Genomic DNA, 21,108 nt, shown 5'->3' on the forward strand with positions numbered 1-21,108 from the left:
TGATCCTATAGAGTCAGATTAAAGCCAAACGTATAGATCTTTTGCTGAGGATAAATCAAGCCGTTAGTAGCTGAAATTTCTGGATCTACTTCGTAGTCTTTCACGTTGTCAAAAGAGAACAGATTAGAGCCATTAACGTATATTCTCAGTCCGGAGATACTGGCCCTCTGAAGTAATGCTTTGGGAAAACTATAGCCCAGTTCCAGATTCTTCAGTCGGAAATACCGGATGTTGGTTGTCCAGAAGTCGTTTCTGAAATTGGCTCCTCTGTTTACGTCATCATACAGCAGGGCGCCAGGGACGCGAAAAACAGATAAGTTGGTAGCATCTTTTCTGAGCGCCGGATAAGTTCCCGCTATCCATGGACTGGTTGGATCATAAGGATCAGCACGGTGCCAGCGGTCTGTTAACATATAGGCAGGCGAGTTCCCGTTGTTTTGAAATGGAAACTTCAATTCCCAGTCGCGATAGTAGGTCTGCATGCCAGCTCCCATGAAATCAAATGCGAGGGAAATACCCTTCCAGGTTACACGACCGTTTACGCCATAGTTGAAATAAGGCAGTGCACCTTCAGCATAACCGATCGGTTTTTCATCCAGCTCGTTGATCAGTCCGTCCTTATTCAAATCTTCATAAATCAGATCTCCGGGGAGCAGAGTTGTGTTACCCTGGCCGTCAATATTGACCGGGTGATCGTTTATTTCCTGTTCGGACTGGAATCGGCCTATTATGTGATGCCCCCAGTTGACGTTCTGCCAGCGCTCTGTTCTGTCATTTCTATACTGATCATATGAATTACCAAAACGCGGTTTATAGATGTAATCGTCCTTCGTACGTCCGAGAGTAGCATTACCACCTATAGAGAAATCGACTGCTCCGATCTTGTTGCTGTGAGTAATGAATCCATCCATCCCCTGGCTGATATCGGAATTGAGGTTCTCATCAGGTAAGGTATATCCCACCTCGCTTGGCAGTATCACATCGTAGCGTCCGGCGGGAAGCCCCGAACGCTTGCGCCGGAACAAGTCAAACTGACCGGTAAAGTTTCTCAATACGGTAAAGTCGATACCGATATTCGACATCTCATTTTCCACCCATGAAAGCGTGGTAGTAGGCAAACCCCTTGGTCTTACGCCGTTGTAGAAAGCACCATCAAGCACCGCATTTCCCCGGTTTACGTTATATCCTCCGAGGTATGCAAATGCAGAAGGTGAATAGTATGCACCATTTACATCCTGCAGGGAGGTACCGGTCTTACCATATGAAACCCTCAGCTTGAAGTCGTTTACCGTTTCTTTGAAGATATTCTTAAAGAAGCTCTCTTCAGAAAGTCTCCAGCCTACGGACACGCCTGGAAAGAAGCCAAAGCGGCTACCTGACCTGTAAAGAAAGGAACCATCGTAGCGTGCAACGGCCTCGACGAGATATTTCTTTTTGAAATCATAATTCAAACGCATTGCATAACCCTCGAAGGCCTCTTCGTAGTGGGTGTCGCCGAGATAATCCAGATCAGCAAAGAGCTGTGTTTTGATGATGTTGTTCGGAGGAACAGAGTGCAAGGCGATATAATCGTTCGTTGCCTCTTTGCGTTCAAAAGCTACCAGAGCAGCAATGGAATGCTCTTTTATCTGTTTGTTATAGTTGACCTGGAATTGAGCGAATTTGGCAATTACATTCCGTTTGTGTCTTTCACGCCATGGGTTCTGGTTTCCATAAAGTGCTCCGTTTTCTGCACGATCATTATAAGTATCTGTTGCAGGATCATAAATATAGGCCGGATAGGTATATTCAAATCCTTCGAAGTCTTCGTTACTGTAATCGTATGAATACAGTCCCTTCACTGAAAGGCCAAAGTCAAAATCGTATTGTGCGTTGAATTTGGCACCTCCACCACGTGTGACATTGTCAATATATCCGGTGATATCATTTGTATACGTGGCCGGGTTTACGTTCACGTTGTGCGTCTGGTTGATGTAGTTCGGATTGTTATTGGCGTACGCGGTTTCTGTTGGCCACATACTTCCGATACTGAGGAGTGGGTTGAAGAAATCATCAAGACCAGGAACTCCCACATTGTGGCGATCCTCAATTCTACCGCTGATCTGCGCCCCTACTGTAAGTCCCTTTAAGATAGTGCTCGAAATATTTGCCTGAAGGTTTGTTCTGTTGAAATTGAAATCCTTCAGGGTAGCATCTTGATTCAGGTGACCCAGAGACAGGTAGTAAGTTGATTTCTCCGTTCCCCCCGATGCATTTGCGGTGACATAATACTGGGGCACGTTCGGCCTGACGACAAAGTCGTAGTAATCGTTATTCTGATATCCGGGCTCTACACCTGCCTGCCATTTAGCGAGTTCTTCAGGTGCATATAGATTGGCTGGATTACGCCCAAGATTCTGCTCTGACTCTAACCTGCCCAGCACGTACTGACCCGCGTTACCCGGTCTCGGATATCTGGTAAAATTCTGGAGGCCGTAATAGCCTGACACCCCCAGGCTAGGCTTATCACCCCTTCTGCCTTTTTTGGTGGTTACCAGCACGACGCCATTTCCTGCAGCCAATCCATAGATGGAGGCCGAGGCATCTTTTAACACGGTGATGCTCTCGATATCGTCGATCCCGAGCTGGTTAAACGCGTTAACGCCCGAAATGCCGGTATTGTATCCGAAGACGTCGGTGCCATTGCTAGTACTATACGCCACTCCGTCGATCACATACAGCGGATTTCCGAGGTTACGTATCTGAAGACTTGATCCGTTTCCGGGACGTGCGTCAGAAGTACGGGCGGTAACTCCGGGAATCTTTCCTACAAGGGCACTTGTTGCTGCAACAGCAGGCGTCCGCACGATGTCGGCCGATTGAATGTTACTGATAGCACCTGAGATGGTGGCCTTCTTTTGGGTTCCGTAGGCGACGACAACAACCTCTTCCAGGGCTTCGCTACCTGCGCTGACCAGCTGCACGTTAATCACACTCTGGCTTCCTACAGTTACTTCTTTGTTCTGGAACCCGATGTACCGGAACTGCAGAACGGAAGATGTAGCAGGCACACTAAGTGTGTACCGCCCGTTCGGATCGGTCTGGGTTCCTCCTTTTACATTTTTAATTGTTACCGTAACTCCAACGAGCGGCTGATTGCTCTCGTCGGTCACTCTGCCGGACACATTGGTTTGGGCAGACGCCACAGATGACAGCAGGAACAGCGTCATCATGAGTATCCATTTCGATTGCAGTTTGTGGTACCAATGTCCACCCACAACGCGTATACCAGGAAACTGGGATACCTCTGGTAGTTTTCTTTGCATAGTTCTTTTGATTAGTTTGAAGTTTGTACATTTTGAAGAACTGAATTTTAAAATGCTGAGGTTAATCCATATTGTCTATTTCATAATGCTTTGATTGAGTGGTGAGGGGCTTGGTTGGTTAATTTATAATTGTTTCTTAATAGGAAATGCCTCAATAGACCAGAACGGAATAATTGCCATAGGCTGTTTGCAATTTGGTTTTACAATTGGTAGTTATATACTAATATACTAAATATTAATAATCTGTAATATGTCCATTTAGCGTTAAAATAACCGTTTTTCTTTGGTCCGCCCGGAGGATAAAATGTCCCCGAACATCCCTCAAAACAAGAGCGAAGCTCCACGAGATCAAGTCAACGAATGACACTCACAAATAGAGGTATTTAACATCTAAGAAACTTTCAATAACGTTTCAAAATTTCTACATATCGTATCAAATTGATTGCACGTTCTTCAGAAACTGAATCCGAGGGTAATGTAAGGTAGAGTTCCTTCTTTAGAAAAACCGACGAGAGCTTGTATGAGCATGCGGTTTGCGGGACTTATATAGGCGCCACCTCCATACCCATCATGCCATTCGGAAGAGCGCTCGCGGGGCACCCAAACGCGCCCAATGTCGTTGAAAGCAATCAATCCGATAGAACCGGGTAAGAGATAAGAAGAAAAGCGGAGTACGCGCATTCTCAGTTCAAGATTATGATATAACATGGAATGGCCAACAAAGCGGTTAGTGCGGAATCCTCTTAAGTTCCGTTCTCCCCCCAGACTCATTTGCTGAAAGAACAAGGGGTCGCCGATAGAGCTGCCGCCTCCGATCCTGTTTGCCAATACGATGGAAGAATCTTTCAACGCAAGATAAAAACCCACCTCCGATGAGATCCGACCGTAGGAACGGGAACTTCCATTCAACTGAGTTTTGGCAGTCAGCTGCGTCGACCAGTAAGTACCCCGGTGAGGGATCAGGGCATCAGCTCGGGTATCAAAGATCAATCCTGCTGAAATCCCCGTAAAAAGACGTTCCTGATATATCCCTTCTTCCGGGAAGCTCGCGTTGAACGCATTGAAGAATTTAGCTGTATTATTTGAGGCCTTGCTGGCGTAGTACTCTGAACTAAGTCCGAGTTCCGCGTCCCAGGAACTGCCCAGTTGCCTTTTCAATTTCAAATCGGCAGTCAGGTAGTCGAACCTGTTTCTATAAAAAGAAATATCGCGATCATCATCCCGCTGATAAATTGAGGCGTTCCCCAGGCCGAAGAAATTGCCTACATGATGCGGGCCAAGGGAACTGATCTCTAGGTTCAGGTCATTTTTACCGATGAGACTTTTGAAGTCTGCTTCATAGCGGAAAGCCCAGGATTGTCGACCGGTTGAATAGCTGGCCCCAAATTCCTGCCGTTTTGCGTAGGGGGATTTTCTGAAACCCTGTACTTCATTCATAAAGCCGGCGGACAGGAGCAAGCCCTGATCAAAGCCATAGTTAAGCAGGAAAATGGGTCCGGAGCGGTTATAGACAAAACTCCGGGGATCAAAGGCGTGAATAGCTGTGTCAGAAGATGTTTTTAAACGAACGCCACGGCGGCGAGACATTGAACCTGCGGCATCCTCTCCATCGTAAATGAACAACTTGTTTGCTCCTGGATGAGTTTGGGGGATCAGGTATTCGTCTTTATCCATTCCACCGATCAGGCGGACTTTAATTTTTGAAACGGCCTGACCGCTTGTTTGATATACGTCCTCTCCTGCCACTCCGTAGATACGGATCTCGCTGGTTGAATCCTGACGGAATGTACGCTCGTAAAGCTTCCTTCCGCGGGTACCGTCTTTTTTCTTATTATCAATTCGGATATTGACCTTCCCGTTCTCCAGGTAATTAACATCTACAAACTCCCGTTTTTCAGACATAGGAATATCTATCGTTCTGCTTAAAAACGAATAATACTCCAGAGCGAGCGGCATGAGGTTATCTCTCCGTTGTTTTAGCAGCGGAAGAAGGTGCCTGCCACTCAACTTGAAAATGGTATCTGGCATTTTACTCATAGCCTCTTCCAACAGCTGATCAGTTAGACGGCTTTGCACCAGTCTGACCTCCTTAACCCAGTCCTCCTGGTTTACTTGGGTAAGAAAGAAACGATCAAAATACCGGGCATTATAATTCCAGGTTTTAATGTCGCGAATGGTGCCGCTATAGGGTTGGATGTTGGATTTCAGCCATTCGTGAGACAATATCCAGGGCAGCACACCTGATGTCTTGTAAAAGACCTTATCCCTGTCTCGGGGGATAGGTGTGTAAACAGATTCGCCTTGTTTCTTCTGTTTGTCCCAACGCCAGTTATCCTCATGGCGATCCCAGTCGCCGACCAGGAAGTCGAGTAACCTCGCTCTGAGTACAAGCTTCTGTCTGACTTCCGTATCATTATCCTCCAGGAGCTTTTGCTGAACCTTTAGGGTGTTGTCTGTATCTGCCGATTCGAAAGGTTGTCGACTCTCAAAGAGGTAGACGGCGTTGGCAAAGTCTTTTCGGTATTCACCTAACCGGGGATCGTCTCCAACGTAGACTAACTCGGGACTTGCGTGCGGAAGCGATAGTGCGGCAGCGAGAGGAGGCACGACCAGGGCGCCGAAGGGATGGCCTGTTGATACCTGGTCCTGTAAAATATCTTTTGCTATGGTGGGTTGCAGATCCAGGGGCAACCCTCTTTCCGGATACTTCTGTACCGTTCTCAGGACCCACTCTCGTCCGCTGTTGTCGACAAGACGAAGTGATCGGGTCTGCATCCCTCCTCCTGGTTTCACAATTTGCATTCCCCCGTGCTCCTTGCTCAGATTGAGCACTCTGATCTTTACCGGAGTAGCCCATAGCTCTCTGTAGTTCGATCCCAGCCAGAACTTGTGAAAGCCCCCTACCTGATTGTATTCAGGTGCTATCGCCGTTTTGATACTGTCAGACGACTGAGCATTTGCAGAGATCGCGGAACACTGAAATACAAAGAAAAAACAGAAAAGAGGAAGGTAGCGCATCATCGTGCCTGTGAACTTTAGTCCAAAGCTAACAAGAAGATTTCAGATTAGTTTTTCTCCCATTCATCAGCATTTTTAATCCCCAGCTTCCCAGGCTGAAAGACCGGGTCAAGGCCCTGTTTCTTCTGACTTGCGTAGTCTTTGAGTGCAAGCATAGCCGGCTTCCGCAGAAGAAATATGGCGACAATGTTGAGCCAGGCCATTATTCCAACCCCGATATCACCCACGGCCCATGCTGCCTCCGCGGTCTTGACTGAACCATAGAATACGGCAAGAACAATAATCAGCCGCAAAGCCCAGACCATCCATTTGTTCTTTTCATGTTTATCCAGATAACTGAGATTTGTTTCTGCTATATAATAATAGGCCATGATTGTTGTGAACGCGAAGAAGAACAAGGAAATGGCCACGAACCCACCTCCTATAGGCGGGAAGTAGGTATCTACCGCGCGCTGTGTAAACTCAGGCCCAACGGCTACTCCCGGCATGTTTTCAACAAGAAATCCTCCATCTGGATTCAATACATTGTATTGACCAGTGAAGAGGATCATGAATGCGGTTGCTGTGCAGACAAAAAGAGTATCTATGTAAACCGAAAAAGCCTGAACAAGCCCCTGTTTAACCGGATGTGAGATTTCAGCCGCAGCAGCTGCATGCGGGGCGGTTCCTTGCCCCGCTTCATTAGAGTAAATACCGCGCTTGACGCCCCAGGAGACAGCCATTCCGAAAATACCACCAAATGCGGGTTCAAGGTCGAATGCAGAGCGGAAGATCAATCCGAACATCGCAGGAACTGCGGTAATGTTCATGCAAATGATGATTACGGCCATCAGGATGTAGGCCACTGCCATAAAGGGAACAACTATCTCAGCCACCTTACCGATCCTCTTTACACCTCCGCAGATGATCAGAGCCAGGAGGCCTGCAACGCCTGCTCCCGTGATTGCCGGCGATATATGAAAAGCGTTGTGAATACTCGTAGCGATGCTATTGCTCTGCACTCCGGGAAGAAGAAGTGCCGTGCTCAGGACAGTAGCTAAAGCGAAGACTACAGCATACCATTTGATACCGAGTCCTTTTTCTATGTAAAAAGCAGGTCCACCCCTATATTGCCCATCTTTAACCTGTTTATAGATCTGCCCAAGAGTAGCCTCTATAAACGCCGAGGCGCTTCCGAGGAAGGCGATGGTCCACATCCAGAAAATGGCACCCGGGCCTCCCATTGCTATAGCGGTAGCTACTCCGGTAATATTACCCGTCCCTACCCTACCTGCAATCGCCATACTGAACGCCTGAAAAGAACTCACTCCTTTTTCGGAAGACTGTCCGCTGAATAAGAGCGAAACCATGTCCCGCAGATATCTTACCTGCAGAAATCTTGTAATGATAGAAAAATAGACCCCTGCACCAAGGCAGAGAATGATTAGCGCATCACTCCAGACAATACTATTAACGTTGTTGATAAATTCTTCTAACATTCGATTTAAATGAGTAAAACTGATCCCCGATTAACCAGTTGTACTTTAAAGAAAAGAAAATTATCCTAAAAACAGCCGGCAGATGGCGGAATTCAATAAAAAAAGATCACACCAGGGTGCATTTTTACCGAATTTACATGAGCAGTATGAAAGATATGAGCGCAGAAGGCAGAAAAGGCAGCGACCTCCAGACGATCGCTGCCTTTTATATTCAAATGTTTCTTTGAAGCTTCAGCTGCTCAGGCAAACATCAGGAATGCTGGCCTTCATGGATACCTTCGGCAAATTCCTCGCACATCTTTTTATTGAATGCTGGAAGATCTTCAGGAGTACGACTTGTTACAAGCCCCTTATCCACAACTACCTCTTTGTTAAGCCAGTTAGCACCTGCATTGATCAGGTCTGTTTTAATTGAGGGATATGATGTAAGATCACGGCCTCGAACGACATTTGCAGAGATCAGGGACTGTGGTCCGTGGCAGATTGCCGCAACGGGTTTTCCGGCTTCAAAGAATTCAGCAATAAACCGGATAGCCTGATCATCCATTCGTAACTGGTCAGGATTGAGCACCCCCCCAGGTAAAACAAGGCCGTCGTACTCACTCGCACTGACCTCTGAAACATGTTTATCTACAGGGACTTCCATGGACCAGTCATGATCCTTCATTGCCTTAACCTTATCTTTCTGTGGTGATATGATGTGGACCGTAGCCCCGGCATCTTTAAGAGCCTGCATGGGACTTGTGAGTTCGACCTCCTCGAAGCCGTTCTCTGTAAGAATAGCAATGTTGCGATTACTTAGTGTTTTCATATGTTTTCCGTTTGGTATTAGTATGGGTAAGAATGCACCTAGGTAACTACATATCTGGCGTGAGAATGTTTAAGATCATTTACAATAGGTAAGGTTACCAAACGAAAAAAGCCATCCCTTGGATGGCTTTTTATTAAATACGTTTTCTCGGCCGTTTACCACCGACCCGCTCTCCTGGTCTGGTAACCTTTTGATAGATCTTTGGTTTGGCTTTATATTCAATCTTCCTTGCCGCCGGTTTAGGTGGCGCTGGTTTTTCCTTTTTACGATCATCCGCATACGTCACACTAATGACGTCCTGGTCTATACTTGCTTCGTGTAGGCTCTGGAGTGCTATACTCGCTTCTTCCTCATTTGGCATTACAACAAAACCAAACCGTCGGCTTATACCGGTATGCTTATCTCTAACAATATTGACGGATTCAACTGTTCCGAATTGTTCAAAGATGTCTTTTAACTCGATTTCTTCTAAATCGCGGGGAAATCCGCCTGCAAATAACTTAACCATTACTTATGTATGTCTTCGATGATGGGGTTTAGTCTCGTTTATACTGAATAACAATGATGATTGTTACAACAAATGTGCTTTTACAAAAATAATACAATAATATCCATGAAACGCGCGATTTGACGTGAATATTGTAGAATTTAACTTATATGATCACTATTTTACAATATCGTCGCGCAGTATTATTAGCTCTGCGTGAAAGGATTGGTTACCTTTGCCCTACAAAGATAATCGTATTCGTTGTTAGTCATGTTTAAAAACTTCATAATTATTTTATCCGTTCTCTTATGCACGGGAATTTCGGCGAAAGCCCAGCATGTCGGTGATATTCCTTTAATGACCAAGACCTGGGAGCTGATTGCAGACCGGACGTACAAGCTGAATAGCAAGAAAGTATGGGCTCCATCATTTCCGACCGCGCTCAAAGCACTTGAAAATAAGGTATTGGAATTTCCTGGTTACATTATACCCGTTAAGGCCGGCATGACGCACTCCATGTTTATGCTTTCTGTCCTTCCGACTGAGCAATGTCAGTTTTGCGGAGAAGGCGACGTGCCGGCAATGATCGAAGTGCATGCGAAAAATGGCGTGCGTTACAGCGACAAGCCCGTAAAGATAAAGGGAAAACTAATTTTGAATGAGTCAGGTGATTACAGATCAGAATTATTTCTGATGGATGCTGAACTTATAAAATAGAAAAGGCGGTTGCTGCTTCCGCAGAACCGCCTTTTCACTGTTAGACAGAAATTATTTGCTTAAGTTGAAGCCGTAAGCTACACGCAGAGCCACCTGTTTGGTGCTGCTGTACTTGGTATAATCTTCGTATCTCACGCCTAGATCTAACCCGTTAGCAAAACCCCAACCAATTGCTGGTGCCCATACAAATGAAGTCTCAGCTCCTTTGTTGGTACCGAATCCCGCACCAATTTCTCCACCTACGTAGAAATTAGGAGTAACGAATACTTTGACACCTGCTTTCAATGGGATCACTCCATAATCATCAACCACCTGATCGAAATCATCTTTCGCGAAGAAGTTTGTATAACCAGTGGTCAATGTTGCAGAAACAGGACCGACAAAGTCTTTCTGAAGCTTCAGGTCACCTCCTAATACTAATCCATAAGGATCGTCGGTTGCAACACCTGCATTTACACCTACTCCTAATCTCCAGGCTTGTGAATCCTGTGCTTTTGTATCTGTAGTAAATAATAACGCGCCTAAAGCGAAAGCTGCCGCTGTAAATAGTTTAAATGACTTTTTCATATGTTCTTATTTAATGTTTGTACGCTATTTGGGACAATTTGCATGCCAATTTGAATAATACTCACCCTCGCGTGCTCTCCGAACCTGAAATCCGTTCATTATAAAGCATTTCCTATAAAAAAACTTTTTAGGCATTTATTCCGATCAGTTGTCTATAAATTAAAATTATGTTGGCTGGGTTATACACTCTGTTGTTTCCAGAGACATCATCTTTGTTTTTTGATTGCTGCCTGACTTTGATCCCAGTCAGTAGTCTTACTTTTGGAAAAAGTCATATCTATGAATAAACATCGTACCGTGAGTATCCTTGGGTGTGGATGGTTCGGCTACCCTCTTGCTAAGGAGCTCATTTCAGCAGGTTACGCGGTAAAAGGATCAACCACTACCCTTAGTAAAATGATAAAATTGCAGTCTGAAGGAATTGACGCTTACCTGATAGATCTGGACGCTGAAGAGATCGGGTTCGGTAATTTTTTCGATAGCGACATATTGATTATCGGAATACCACCGGGAATGAGGTCGGGAAAGGGAGACCGTTATGCCGAGAAGATTGGCCGGGTTGCGATGCAATCCAGAGCAACAGCTATTAAGCAAGTCATCTTCATCAGTTCGACCTCAGTTTTTTCGGACATGAACCACGTTATCGAAGAAAGTGAAGTGCCGGCGCCGGAGACTGCTTCCGGGCTCGCTATACTATCAGCTGAAAAACTTCTGCTAGATTGCTCGTGGTTTGAGACAACCATCGTCAGATTTGCAGGCTTGATTGGTCCTGAACGTGATCCGGGAAGATTCTTCGCAGGTAAGACAGACATTGCCAATGGCAGGGCTCCTGTAAATCTGATTCATCAGAATGATTGTATCGGAATAGTTATGTCTATTATTCAACAGGAAGCTTTTGGGAATATCTTTCATGGAGTTTCGCCCGAGCATCCCACAAGAAACGAATTCTACACAGCTGCAGCGTCACGATCCGGACATATCCTGCCACACTTTAAAGATGAACTCCTTGGCTGGAAGATCATAGATAGCAAGAAAGTACCTGAACTATTGAAGTATACATTCAAAAAAAAGCTAATGACATGAGACGTAATATCAGCGGTACATACTTTTATATCAGAGAAAGCTCCTTACTTTTGTGCCGACAATAATAACACATGATAAATAAGACGACTATTTTAACCGCCGCAATTGCACTGGGCTCATTCACGAGCCAGATTGCATACAGCCAAACAAGCAAGATGAACCCATTTTTCAAGACATACACTACCCCTCATCAGGTACCACCTTTCGACCTCATCAGAAACGAGCATTTTAAACCGGCTATTCTGGAAGGTATCAAGCAACACGAGTCGGAAGTCAATACTATCGCAAATAACCCGGCAAAGCCTACTTTTGAAAACACAGTAGTAGCGCTCGATAAGGCAGGAGAATTATTAAACAGAGTAACATCTGTATTCTATAATTTGAATTCGGCAAATACAAACGATGAGATACAAACTATTGCCCGTGAGGTGTCTCCTGACCTGGCTTCACATAGCGACAATATCATCTTAAATCAAAAATTATTTGGGAGAGTCAAAAATCTTTGGGATAACAGAGCGTCTTTAAAGTTGAGCCCGGAACAGACGAAGCTTCTGGAGAAAACTCACAAGTCATTTATCCGGAGCGGAGCCAACCTGAATGACTCAGACAAGGCGAAGCTGAGAAAGATTAATTCAGAGCTGTCGTTGTTAAGTTTGAAATTCGGGCAGAACCTGCTGGCTGAAACAAACAAGTACAAGCTGGTAATTGACAAAAAGGAAGACCTGGCTGGTTTGCCAAATGAGCTGATTCTTGCTGCGGCAGAGACTGCAAAGGCACAAGGACAGGAGGGCAAATGGGTCTTCACCCTCCAAAATCCAAGTGTTATGCCTTTTCTGCAATATGCTGATAAGCGCGAACTCAGAAAACAGATCTGGCAGGCGTATACTCAGAGGGGAGACCAGAACAACGAACATGACAACAAAGAGGTAGTCAGATCGATCGTGAATCTTCGTATGGAGAAAGCGCAGCTGCTCGGCTACAAGGATCATGCGAACTATGTATTGGAGGAAACGATGGCAAAGACTCCTGAAAATGCATACAAACTACTTCATCAGCTGTGGAAGCCTGCTTTGAGCGTTGCTGAACGTGAGGCTTTCGATATCCAGAAAATGATTGACGCATCAGGCGAGAGTTTCAAACTTGCTCCGTATGACTGGAGGTATTATGCTGAGAAGGTGCGTAAGGAAAGGTTTGATCTGGATGAACAAGAGTTAAAACCTTACTTCAGTCTGGACAAGGTACGTGAAGGTGTGTTCACTGTTACGCAAAAGCTCTATGGCCTGCAGTTTAAAGAAATCAAAGACATACCAAAGTACCATGAAGAAGTTGCTGCTTATGAAGTGAGAGAAGCAGATGGAAAGCTGGTCGGCGTATTATACACAGACTTTTTCCCAAGGGCCTCAAAGCGAGGTGGTGCATGGATGACTTCATATAGCTCACAGAAGATGGAGAAGGGAAAGCGTGTTGCTCCTGTGATCTCAATTGTATGCAATTTCTCCAAGCCTACGGGAGATGCTCCTGCTTTGCTCACGTTTGACGAGGTAACTACATTCTTCCACGAGTTCGGTCATGCTCTTCATGGGTTATTATCTAACGTAAACTATGAAAGTCTTGCCGGAACATCCGTATCCCGCGACTTCGTTGAGTTACCTTCACAGATTATGGAGAATTGGGCAGCAGAGCCAGAGGTATTGAAAATGTTCGCGAAACATTACAAGACTAATGAAGCCATTCCAGATGCTTTGATCAAGAAATTGCAGAACGCAGGAACGTTTGATCAGGGATTTGCAACTACAGAATATCTGGCTGCCTCACTCCTCGACCTTGATTTCCATACGCAAACAGCTGCGCTAAAAGAAGATATTTCCACGTTTGAAAGTAATTCGATGAAGAAAGTGGGGCTCACTGATCAAATCATCCCACGTTACAGAAGCACATATTTCAATCATATCTTCGCCGGTGGTTACTCAGCTGGGTACTACAGCTACATCTGGTCAGGAGTTTTGGATACAGACGCATTTTCGGCTTTCAAGGAAACGGGCGACCTGTTTAATCCTGAGAAGGCAAAGAGCTTCAGGAAGAATGTTCTGGAGAAAGGCGGAACCGAAGATCCTATGGTATTATATAAGAGATTCAGGGGTGCTGAGCCAGGAATTCAGGCATTATTGAAAAAAAGAGGCCTTGATATTCAACCAGATAAGAAGCCAATTTAAAATAAACTTCAAATTTCATCTAATTTTCATGTTGCTGCTTGTTCTTTGATTAAAAGCAAGCGCAACATGAAAAAGATAACATTAACTCTCGCCATTTTATTCACACTGATCACTGCAGGAACTTTAAAAGCACAGGTTAGTGTAAATGTCAACATAGGACAACCCGCCTACTACTACATGCCCGACGTGGGCGCCTATTATCATGTAACTGAACGAGTCTACTATTATCAGGATAGAGGACGTTGGGTTCACCGATCGCATCTCCCGGGCAGATACAGAAATTATAATGTATATAATGTAAGGCATATCGAGGTTCATGAGCCAAGACCTTATATGAGACACAGCTATTACAAAGACCGTTATTCACGTCCGTCAAGAGACCGATACTCCTACGAGAGAGGAGGCCGCAGGGGTGAAGTAAGACACTATAAAGGTAATCACGGAAGAGGTAATGGACGTGGACGTGGCCATGGGAACCATAGATAATCAGGCTCCGGAAACTGGGAACAGCAACTTAAATGTTGTACCCTGATTGAGCTCTGACTCCACTCCGATCTCGATGTGGTGGTAATTAGCAATAGTCTTGCTGATAGCCAGCCCGAGACCGTAGCCCCCTGAAGACCGCTGAACATGCACTTTTTTAAACCGGTTAAAAATCAGGGGGAGATCGGCTGGTGAGATACCTATACCCGTATCGCTAATCATCAGTTCATAACGATGTTCCAGGGTGTATCCATCTGTAATCCTGATGGATCCCTTCGGAACATTGTATTTTATTGCGTTATTCAAAAGATTATAAACCAGCTGAAAGAGCAGATCCTTATTACAAGGCGAAAAGAGAAATGATTCATTCAGGTTAATCTCAATTTTGATCTCGTTACCGATAATACGATCTTCAATTTCGGAGACAACTTGCTGAACAAGCGCCTGAACATTAACCTCCTCTTCAAGAACATATTGGTCGTTTTCTATTCGGGAAATCATCAATAACGAATTCACAATCCGGCTCAGCCTGCTTACTGTTGTCATTAGCTCTGAAAGCTTCTGCAGGTTCTCCTCGCTTATGTCCTCTTGAATCATCAAGTTTTCAATTTTGCTTTTAAGAATACTGATCGGAGTCATGAGCTCATGCGAGGCATTTGCAGTAAACTCCCTCTCCTTTTCAAAAGCTTCTCTCACCTGATCCATAAGGCTGATAAGCGAGCTATCCAGATACTGAAAATCTGCAGTTGTCGTCTTGACAGGGGTCGCATTTTTCGTAAATGGAAAAGTCTGTTTGACCAGTTTTGATTTAATAATCTGTTGCAGTGGCTTAAGCAAATAACGGGTATATAACAGATCGATTATTGTGGATAATATGGTCAAACCGATTAGAAGGTATAGTGCTATGCGCTGTAAGGGTCTGTTATATTCATGTATAGAGGTGAGCTTCTTTCCTACTTCGAGCAGGTAGGTTTTGCCGTCTTCCTGAAAGGTATAGCTTAAAACTCGATAGACGAGCGTATCCCGCTCCACAAGTCGCCTGCTTGTCTCAATCGTATCGATCTGCAGGAGGGGCGAAGGCTCTAAAGATATATATTCTTCCTTCAGCATTGTATAGCTACCATAGCTACTGTCACCGTCCAGATAGTAGTTAACTCCATTACGGGCGATAGATTCCATGACCGCGTCCTTCTGCTCCTTGAGTTTGTAGTTTGTATAATCAGACGCGATCCTCTCAACTATAAAGGGCAGGAGTATAACAAATAGCAACACTATCCCCAGTTTAGAGAGCGTAATGGAAAGAGTTAATTTATTGAGCAGCTTCACACTTGTTTCCTGATTTTATAACCTACTCCTCTAATTGTTTCCAACCATTCGGTACTTGCGTATGCGCCTAGCTTCTTACGGACATTCTTTACATGTGCATCTATATAGTTCGACTCATTGTCATCTTCGACGAAATTACCCCATATATGTTCGCTAAGCTGCATTCTGGTAAGTGGGCGGTTTTTGTTCAGGAGGAGGTAGCTCAACAGGTCAAATTCTTTTCTGGATAGTTCAATCTCGGTATCTCCATGACGAACAACCCGCCTTTGTATGTCGACCAGAAATTCACCTATAGAAACTTCAGAGTTATTGAGTCGGTATTTTCTGCGGGCGATGGCTTGCATTCTCGAGTGAAGCTCGGGCAGAGAGAATGGCTTCGACAGGTAATCATCCGCCCCCAGGTCAAGCCCCGTGATGCGATCTTCCGTCTTGCCTCTTGCAGTGAGAATGATATAAGCAGCATCGGGATTGAGCTTTTTTGCTTCGAGGAGAAGCTTCAGTCCGTCCATGTCGGGAAGACCAAGATCAAGCAAGATAAAATCATACTGATTGGCAGACATATACTCCAAAGATGAACGAGCGGTATGTGCCATATCACATATATAGAAAGACTTTTTCAGAAACGACTCTATCTCAAACGCCAGAGTCTTTTCGTCCTCAACTAATAGTACCTTCAAATTAATGCATTTAAGTTTATCGGCGTCCTTTCCCTCTTACCGGCTCCGGTTTGTCCTGCTTTCTCGATTTAGGGACTTCTTTGACCGGTTTACTTGACCCCCGCCCTTTTTGTGTTTGTTCAGATCTCCCTCTACCGCCGCCTTTGCGATCCTGCAGAACCTCTCCACGAGCACTAAGGCCATTGCTGGAAATGAAAGCTATAAGCAGCATATAGTAAAAGATCCTTTTCATAGATTGTTTAACCACTAATACAAAGTTCATCAATTTTTGCTTAAATACCTATCATTAGGGCATTTCTTGGCACATTACCACTCGTTTTGATTTAATTAACATTTCTGTAAACACAATGAGTACAAAGATGTTAGTGATATAACAAAAGAAAACAAGTCATGAACTATAAAAAGTATTTAAACGGACGTCTGTCTGACGATAACGATTCAGCGAAAATCATTGCTGCTTTGCTGGCCGGTGTAGCTGTAGGTGCTGCGATAGGAATTTTATTTGCTCCGGATAGTGGCTCTGAGACAAGGAGTCAAATTTCTGACAAGGCAAAAGACTTGGCAAGTTCTGTCAAAGACAAAGTGCAAACCGCAAAAGATTCACTATCAGTAAAAGCTGACGAATTGAAGAATTCAGCAAATGATGCTTTAGGAAAAGCGAAAGAGAAATACTCTAAGGCGACGAATGACGTAGAGGATTCAGTCGAAGGAGGCATCTAATTAGTATATAAAAAAATCCCCGGACTATCCTCCGGGGATTTTTTTATGCGTTAAGTAGTGCACGGTCAAGATGAACATACCCACCATCGACATATGTTATTTGCCCGGTTGTATGACTTGAAAGTGGCGATAGCAAGAAAGCTGAAGCATTACCAATTTCCTCCAGAGTCGTCATCCTCTGGCCTAAGGGAATATTAGACACAATAGATTTCAAAGCTTTTTCGGGATCTTCAACAGTTTGAATCCAGCGCTCATAAAGGGGCGTCCAACATTCTGCAATAACGATCGCATTGACCCTGATGTTGTATTTGAGCAGTTCGACAGCCCACTCTCTTGTAAGTGCATTCCTCCCTCCATTAGATGCTGCATACCCCGAAGTTCCTCCTTGTCCCGTATCAGCAGTCTTCGAACTGATATTGAGAATGGCACCTTGCGTTTTTTTAAGATATGGAACGGTATAATGAGCCATCATATAGTAGTGAATAAGGTTTTTGTGCAGTGAAGATATGAAGGAATCAAAATCCCCACTTTCTAAACCTACCCCGTCATTCTCTCCGGCGTTGTTGACAAGTCCATCTATACGTCCGTAATTCTCATAAATAGCCTCGACGGCTTTTCTACAAGCGTCAGGATCTTTCAGATTTGTCTCAATCTGAAAAGCGGAACCGCCCAGGTCCTCGATTTCCACGATGGTTTTAAGACTTTCAGAGGCGGTCCTGCTCACAATAGCAGGTATTGCTCCCTCTCGGGCAAGTGCCATGGAAATACCCTTTCCTATTCCCCGTGCACCTCCGGTAACAATAATTACCTTGTCTTTTAATTTAAGATCCATAATTGGTTGTTTAAGATGCTGCTTTTAAATCTAAGGTGCCTGATATGCTTTAACGGTCTGTCTGGAAGTGCCCAGACCGTCAATCCCAAGCTCAACCACATCACCGGGTTTTAAATAGACCGGCGGGGTAAAGCCCAGACCCACTCCTGCAGGTGTACCTGTAGAGATTATATCTCCCGGAAGGAGCGTCATAAACTGACTGACATAAGAGATCAGGAAAGGTATTTTAAAAATAAGGTTGGCGGTAGTTCCGTCCTGCATCATTTCACCGTTCACTTTCAGCCAGAGGCGGAGGTTATTGACGTCTGCGATTTCATCTGGTGTTGCCAAAAAAGGACCGGTCGGAGCGAAGGTATCACAACCTTTACCTTTGTCCCATGTCCCGTTGCGTTCAAGCTGAAAAGCCCGCTCGGAAACATCATTATGTAAGGTATAACCAGCAATGTACTGCTCAGCATCAGCCTCTTCTACGTACGAAGCCTTCTTACCAATGACTACAGAAAGCTCCACTTCCCAATCTGTCTTCTCAGAATTCTTAGGGATGATAATATCATCGTCAGGACCGGCAAAGGAAGTACTAGCCTTCATGAACAAAATGGGCTCCGACGGAAGGGCTGCCTTTGTTTCCGTTGCATGATCAGCATAATTCAACCCAATGCAAATGATCTTAGACGGACGTGCGACGGGTGGCCCGATACGCTCGGAATCAGGAATAACACTTAGCTTGCCTTCATTCTCATCTAAAAATGCCTTTAGCCTTTTGAGTCCATCATTGCCGAAAAAGCTCTCGTTATAATCTTCTCCGAATGCAGAGGTGTCGTATTTGATATCATCCACAATAACTCCGGTCTTTTCTTTGCCGGCAGTTCCGAATCTTATTAATTTCATCTATAGTTAGTTGTTAAGTTTAATAAATCCTCCGTCAATATGGTAATCATTACCTGTGATGAAACCAGCTTCATCCGAGCAAAGATAAAGAGCAAGGTTAGCTATTTCTTCAGGCTTCGCCATTCTTCCGATAGGTTGGCTCGCTGATAACTTTTCAAACATCTCCGCCTCATTTCCAGGGTAATTCTTTGAGATAAATCCATCCACAAAAGGGGTATGAACCCGGGCGGGCGATATCGTATTACTTCGTATGTTGTCATGGAGATAATCCCTTGCAACAGACATGCTCATAGAATGTATCGCTCCTTTACTCATTGAATAAGCGAAACGATCAGGAATGCCCACGGCTGCAGCGATTGATGCCATGTGTAACATACATCCCCCGCCACTTGCTTTCATGATTGGCACTGTTGCGTATATACAATTATATGCACCTTTAACATTTACCTGAAAGACTCTTTCGAAATCAGATTCTGAGCATTTCTCGACACTTCCGACATGCGCGATTCCTGCGTTGTTTACAAGAATATCGATATTTCCGATCTTTTGGAAGGTTTTAATTACATCTTCCTGATTGACCACATTGAGCGCATAAGCCTTCGCGTTTCCACCTTCTGCCTGTATAACTTCGGCAACCTGCCTTCCGGCATCCTCAGAAAGATCAATGATGTGCACAGTGGCTCCTTGTCGCGCAAATACTTCTGCGATGGACTTTCCTATACCGCTTCCGCCACCTGTTATGACGGCATTTTTATGCTTTAAACTGAACATTTTTGTAAATTATAGTGATACCCCTCTCTTCCAGGGAATAAAGTCGTCCTGACCCAGGGCTACCGCTTTCGGAATGATTTCTCCACTAGCAACCTGAATGACATAATCGAGCATACGTTCTGCAGCTTGTTCAATGTTTTCTTTTCCTTCAATGATTGTCCCGCAGTTGATGTCAATGATATCAGGCATTCGCCTGGAGAGCGCCGTATTGGTAGATATTTTCAAGACAGGCGCTACGGGATTTCCGGTGGGTGTCCCGAGCCCGGTCGTAAACAGCACGATATTTGCGCCCGCGCCAACGACAGCTGTTGTACTTTCCACATCGCTCCCTGGCGTGCATAGCAGGTTTAAACCATCTTTTTTAACTTTCTCTGGATAATCCAACACGTCTGCAACCGGCGATGTACCTCCCTTTTTAGCTGCACCTGCAGATTTGATAGCATCTGTTATGAGTCCGTCCTTGATATTTCCGGGAGAAGGGTTGGCATAAAAGCCTGAACCATCAGCTTCAGCCCTCGCATTGTAAGTTCGCATCAGATGCATAAACTTGTTGGCGAGATCTTCATTTGTGCAGCGATCGCTCAGCTCCTGTTCCACGCCACATAATTCCGGAAATTCGGCAAGAATGACGCTACCACCCTGCGCAACTAAGATATCGGAGAGCCTTCCAAGTGTAGGGTTAGCAGAGATTCCGGAGAATCCATCCGAGCCTCCACATTCGAGTCCGACACAGAGCTTAGACAAGGGTGCCGGCTCTCGCTGGCTTTTATTTGCTTCAATCAGGCCTACAAACGTTTGTTTCAATGCCATTTGCAACATTCTCTCCTCCGTACCTATTTGCTGTTGCTCCAGTATAAACAGAGGCTTTGAAAATTCCGGATCTCTTTTTTCTATTTCGTCCCTCAGAATGCTTGCCTGTGCATGTTGACATCCGAGACTTAATACCGTAGCACCTGCAACATTCGGATGGGTAATATACCCCGCCAGAAGTCCGCAGAGGGCGTCTGAGTCCATGCGAGTGCCTCCGCATCCTAAGCCATGTTGCAGATACTTAATTCCATCTACATTTGGAAAAACTTTGCTCGATTGTTTCGTATCGAAAGAAGCTTCGAGATCGGCATCGAGGATCTCAGCGGCGGTCTTCCCTGTCTGATACATACTGAGGATTGATTCGACCTCTGATTCATATCCTTTTGGTTTTTTAAAGCCTAACTTCTCCGTCAATGCTTCTCTGATCATATCGACGTTCCGATTTTCGCAGAACACTAGTGGTATGATCAGCCAGTAATTTGCAGTCCCTACGCTCCCATCTTTACGGTGATAGCCCAGAAATGTAGCAGACTCAAACCGACCTGCTTCTGGCTTTTCCCAGCTAGTCTTACGCGCTCCCAGTGTAAATTCTCCGGAAGCATGCTGTACATTTTCGACTGTTAGCGCGGCACCCCGGAGGATCGGCTCAGATGCCTTTCCAACAAGGACACCATACATCAGAATGGCATCACCTGGCGCTAAATCTGTTAAGGCGAACTTATGCTTCGCACTTACATTTGTGGTGAGGTAAAATCTTGATGTTCCAAATTCGATTAACGTTCCTTTCGGAAGGTCCACTAACGCAACAAGAACATTGTCTGCACTATGGATCTGAATATATGTGTATTCCTCGGCTTCTTGCATCAGCTGTTTAATTGGTTCTACAAATTAATAATAAGATACATGGATATAATTCCCTCCT

At 44.9% G+C, this 21,108-nt stretch carries 18 protein-coding genes; 5 read left to right on the plus strand and 13 right to left on the minus strand.

The annotated features are described in order from the left end of the window. Nucleotides 1-5: 5 nt before the first annotated feature. The 5 genes from ACO1NU_RS01480 to ACO1NU_RS01500 all read right to left on the minus strand — a co-directional run bounded on the left by ACO1NU_RS01480 (nt 6) and on the right by ACO1NU_RS01500 (nt 9,120). Nucleotides 6-3,305 (minus strand): SusC/RagA family TonB-linked outer membrane protein, encoded by a 3,300-nt coding sequence (locus ACO1NU_RS01480; protein WP_448816671.1) that lies wholly within the window; start codon nt 3,303-3,305, stop codon nt 6-8. A 453-nt stretch (nt 3,306-3,758) separates the two neighbouring features. Continuing rightward, the gene (locus ACO1NU_RS01485) at nt 3,759-6,326 is read right to left on the minus strand and encodes a BamA/TamA family outer membrane protein (protein ID WP_448816672.1); all 2,568 of its coding nucleotides are present in this window, start codon (nt 6,324-6,326) and stop codon (nt 3,759-3,761) included. Between the two features lie 44 nt (nt 6,327-6,370). After that, complete coding sequence (locus tag ACO1NU_RS01490; protein WP_448816673.1) at nt 6,371-7,801, minus strand: alanine/glycine:cation symporter family protein; 1,431 nt, start codon at nt 7,799-7,801, stop codon at nt 6,371-6,373. A 250-nt stretch (nt 7,802-8,051) separates the two neighbouring features. After that, entirely contained in the window at nt 8,052-8,612 is a 561-nt protein-coding gene (locus ACO1NU_RS01495; protein ID WP_448816674.1) for a type 1 glutamine amidotransferase domain-containing protein, read from the minus strand. Between the two features lie 133 nt (nt 8,613-8,745). Continuing rightward, the gene (locus ACO1NU_RS01500) at nt 8,746-9,120 is read right to left on the minus strand and encodes an RNA recognition motif domain-containing protein (protein WP_448816675.1); all 375 of its coding nucleotides are present in this window, start codon (nt 9,118-9,120) and stop codon (nt 8,746-8,748) included. A gap of 336 nt (nt 9,121-9,456) precedes the next feature. Here ACO1NU_RS01500 and ACO1NU_RS01505 point away from each other — a divergent pair, with 336 nt between their 5' ends. Further along, nucleotides 9,457-9,816 carry a hypothetical protein gene (locus ACO1NU_RS01505; protein WP_448816676.1) on the plus strand — a complete coding sequence of 120 codons (360 nt, stop codon included), beginning with the start codon at nt 9,457-9,459 and terminating at the stop codon, nt 9,814-9,816. 51 nt (nt 9,817-9,867) lie between these two features. Here ACO1NU_RS01505 and ACO1NU_RS01510 read toward each other — a convergent pair whose 3' ends face one another. Continuing rightward, the gene (locus tag ACO1NU_RS01510) at nt 9,868-10,383 is read right to left on the minus strand and encodes a hypothetical protein (protein ID WP_448816677.1); all 516 of its coding nucleotides are present in this window, start codon (nt 10,381-10,383) and stop codon (nt 9,868-9,870) included. A gap of 279 nt (nt 10,384-10,662) precedes the next feature. On the opposite strand from ACO1NU_RS01510, the gene ACO1NU_RS01515 reads away from it, so the two are divergent. The 3 genes from ACO1NU_RS01515 (at nt 10,663) to ACO1NU_RS01525 (ending at nt 14,165) form a co-directional block, all read left to right on the plus strand. Continuing rightward, the gene (locus tag ACO1NU_RS01515) at nt 10,663-11,466 is read left to right on the plus strand and encodes an SDR family oxidoreductase (RefSeq protein WP_448816678.1); all 804 of its coding nucleotides are present in this window, start codon (nt 10,663-10,665) and stop codon (nt 11,464-11,466) included. 71 nt (nt 11,467-11,537) lie between these two features. Beyond that, nucleotides 11,538-13,679: a M3 family metallopeptidase gene (locus tag ACO1NU_RS01520; protein ID WP_448816679.1), complete on the plus strand. Its 2,142-nt coding sequence runs from the start codon at nt 11,538-11,540 to the stop codon at nt 13,677-13,679. A gap of 66 nt (nt 13,680-13,745) precedes the next feature. Further along, a complete protein-coding gene (locus ACO1NU_RS01525; protein ID WP_448816680.1) occupies nt 13,746-14,165 on the plus strand; it encodes a hypothetical protein in 420 nt (139 codons plus the stop codon). Here the strand turns inward: ACO1NU_RS01525 and ACO1NU_RS01530 are convergent, their stop codons facing one another. From ACO1NU_RS01530 to ACO1NU_RS01540, 3 genes are read right to left on the minus strand one after another with little or no spacing between them, the layout of a single operon-like run. After that, nucleotides 14,166-15,434 carry a sensor histidine kinase gene (locus ACO1NU_RS01530; RefSeq protein WP_448816681.1) on the minus strand — a complete coding sequence of 423 codons (1,269 nt, stop codon included), beginning with the start codon at nt 15,432-15,434 and terminating at the stop codon, nt 14,166-14,168. It lies immediately after the preceding gene. Nucleotides 15,435-15,484: 50 nt separating this feature from the next. Continuing rightward, nucleotides 15,485-16,165 (minus strand): response regulator transcription factor, encoded by a 681-nt coding sequence (locus tag ACO1NU_RS01535; protein WP_448816682.1) that lies wholly within the window; start codon nt 16,163-16,165, stop codon nt 15,485-15,487. 16 nt (nt 16,166-16,181) lie between these two features. Beyond that, a complete protein-coding gene (locus ACO1NU_RS01540; RefSeq protein ID WP_448816683.1) occupies nt 16,182-16,427 on the minus strand; it encodes a hypothetical protein in 246 nt (81 codons plus the stop codon). Nucleotides 16,428-16,555: 128 nt separating this feature from the next. Between ACO1NU_RS01540 and ACO1NU_RS01545 the strand changes: the two genes are divergently transcribed. Then, a complete protein-coding gene (locus ACO1NU_RS01545; protein ID WP_448816684.1) occupies nt 16,556-16,885 on the plus strand; it encodes a YtxH domain-containing protein in 330 nt (109 codons plus the stop codon). Nucleotides 16,886-16,928: 43 nt separating this feature from the next. Here ACO1NU_RS01545 and ACO1NU_RS01550 read toward each other — a convergent pair whose 3' ends face one another. The 4 genes from ACO1NU_RS01550 to ACO1NU_RS01565 are packed head-to-tail and all read right to left on the minus strand — an operon-like array spanning nt 16,929 to nt 21,050. Continuing rightward, a complete protein-coding gene (locus tag ACO1NU_RS01550) occupies nt 16,929-17,717 on the minus strand; it encodes an SDR family oxidoreductase (protein WP_448816685.1) in 789 nt (262 codons plus the stop codon). A 30-nt stretch (nt 17,718-17,747) separates the two neighbouring features. Continuing rightward, a complete protein-coding gene (locus ACO1NU_RS01555; protein WP_448816686.1) occupies nt 17,748-18,605 on the minus strand; it encodes a fumarylacetoacetate hydrolase family protein in 858 nt (285 codons plus the stop codon). 6 nt (nt 18,606-18,611) lie between these two features. Continuing rightward, nucleotides 18,612-19,376: an SDR family NAD(P)-dependent oxidoreductase gene (locus ACO1NU_RS01560; protein ID WP_448816687.1), complete on the minus strand. Its 765-nt coding sequence runs from the start codon at nt 19,374-19,376 to the stop codon at nt 18,612-18,614. Nucleotides 19,377-19,385: 9 nt separating this feature from the next. Further along, the gene (locus ACO1NU_RS01565; protein ID WP_448816688.1) at nt 19,386-21,050 is read right to left on the minus strand and encodes a UxaA family hydrolase; all 1,665 of its coding nucleotides are present in this window, start codon (nt 21,048-21,050) and stop codon (nt 19,386-19,388) included. Between the last annotated feature and the right edge of the window lie 58 nt (nt 21,051-21,108).

The organism is Arcticibacter sp. (assembly GCF_053551015.1).

Coding starts and splice junctions, on each gene's coding strand:
- ACO1NU_RS01500 (WP_448816675.1), bottom strand. CDS start 9,120: ATGGTTAAGTTATTTGCAGGCGGATTTCCCCGCGATTTAGAAGAAATC.
- ACO1NU_RS01480 (WP_448816671.1), bottom strand. CDS start 3,305: ATGCAAAGAAAACTACCAGAGGTATCCCAGTTTCCTGGTATACGCGTT.
- ACO1NU_RS01545 (WP_448816684.1), top strand. CDS start 16,556: ATGAACTATAAAAAGTATTTAAACGGACGTCTGTCTGACGATAACGAT.
- ACO1NU_RS01495 (WP_448816674.1), bottom strand. CDS start 8,612: ATGAAAACACTAAGTAATCGCAACATTGCTATTCTTACAGAGAACGGC.
- ACO1NU_RS01485 (WP_448816672.1), bottom strand. CDS start 6,326: ATGATGCGCTACCTTCCTCTTTTCTGTTTTTTCTTTGTATTTCAGTGT.
- ACO1NU_RS01565 (WP_448816688.1), bottom strand. CDS start 21,050: ATGCAAGAAGCCGAGGAATACACATATATTCAGATCCATAGTGCAGAC.
- ACO1NU_RS01490 (WP_448816673.1), bottom strand. CDS start 7,801: ATGTTAGAAGAATTTATCAACAACGTTAATAGTATTGTCTGGAGTGAT.
- ACO1NU_RS01540 (WP_448816683.1), bottom strand. CDS start 16,427: ATGAACTTTGTATTAGTGGTTAAACAATCTATGAAAAGGATCTTTTAC.
- ACO1NU_RS01550 (WP_448816685.1), bottom strand. CDS start 17,717: ATGGATCTTAAATTAAAAGACAAGGTAATTATTGTTACCGGAGGTGCA.
- ACO1NU_RS01515 (WP_448816678.1), top strand. CDS start 10,663: ATGAATAAACATCGTACCGTGAGTATCCTTGGGTGTGGATGGTTCGGC.
- ACO1NU_RS01525 (WP_448816680.1), top strand. CDS start 13,746: ATGAAAAAGATAACATTAACTCTCGCCATTTTATTCACACTGATCACT.
- ACO1NU_RS01560 (WP_448816687.1), bottom strand. CDS start 19,376: ATGTTCAGTTTAAAGCATAAAAATGCCGTCATAACAGGTGGCGGAAGC.
- ACO1NU_RS01510 (WP_448816677.1), bottom strand. CDS start 10,383: ATGAAAAAGTCATTTAAACTATTTACAGCGGCAGCTTTCGCTTTAGGC.
- ACO1NU_RS01505 (WP_448816676.1), top strand. CDS start 9,457: ATGACCAAGACCTGGGAGCTGATTGCAGACCGGACGTACAAGCTGAAT.
- ACO1NU_RS01555 (WP_448816686.1), bottom strand. CDS start 18,605: ATGAAATTAATAAGATTCGGAACTGCCGGCAAAGAAAAGACCGGAGTT.
- ACO1NU_RS01520 (WP_448816679.1), top strand. CDS start 11,538: ATGATAAATAAGACGACTATTTTAACCGCCGCAATTGCACTGGGCTCA.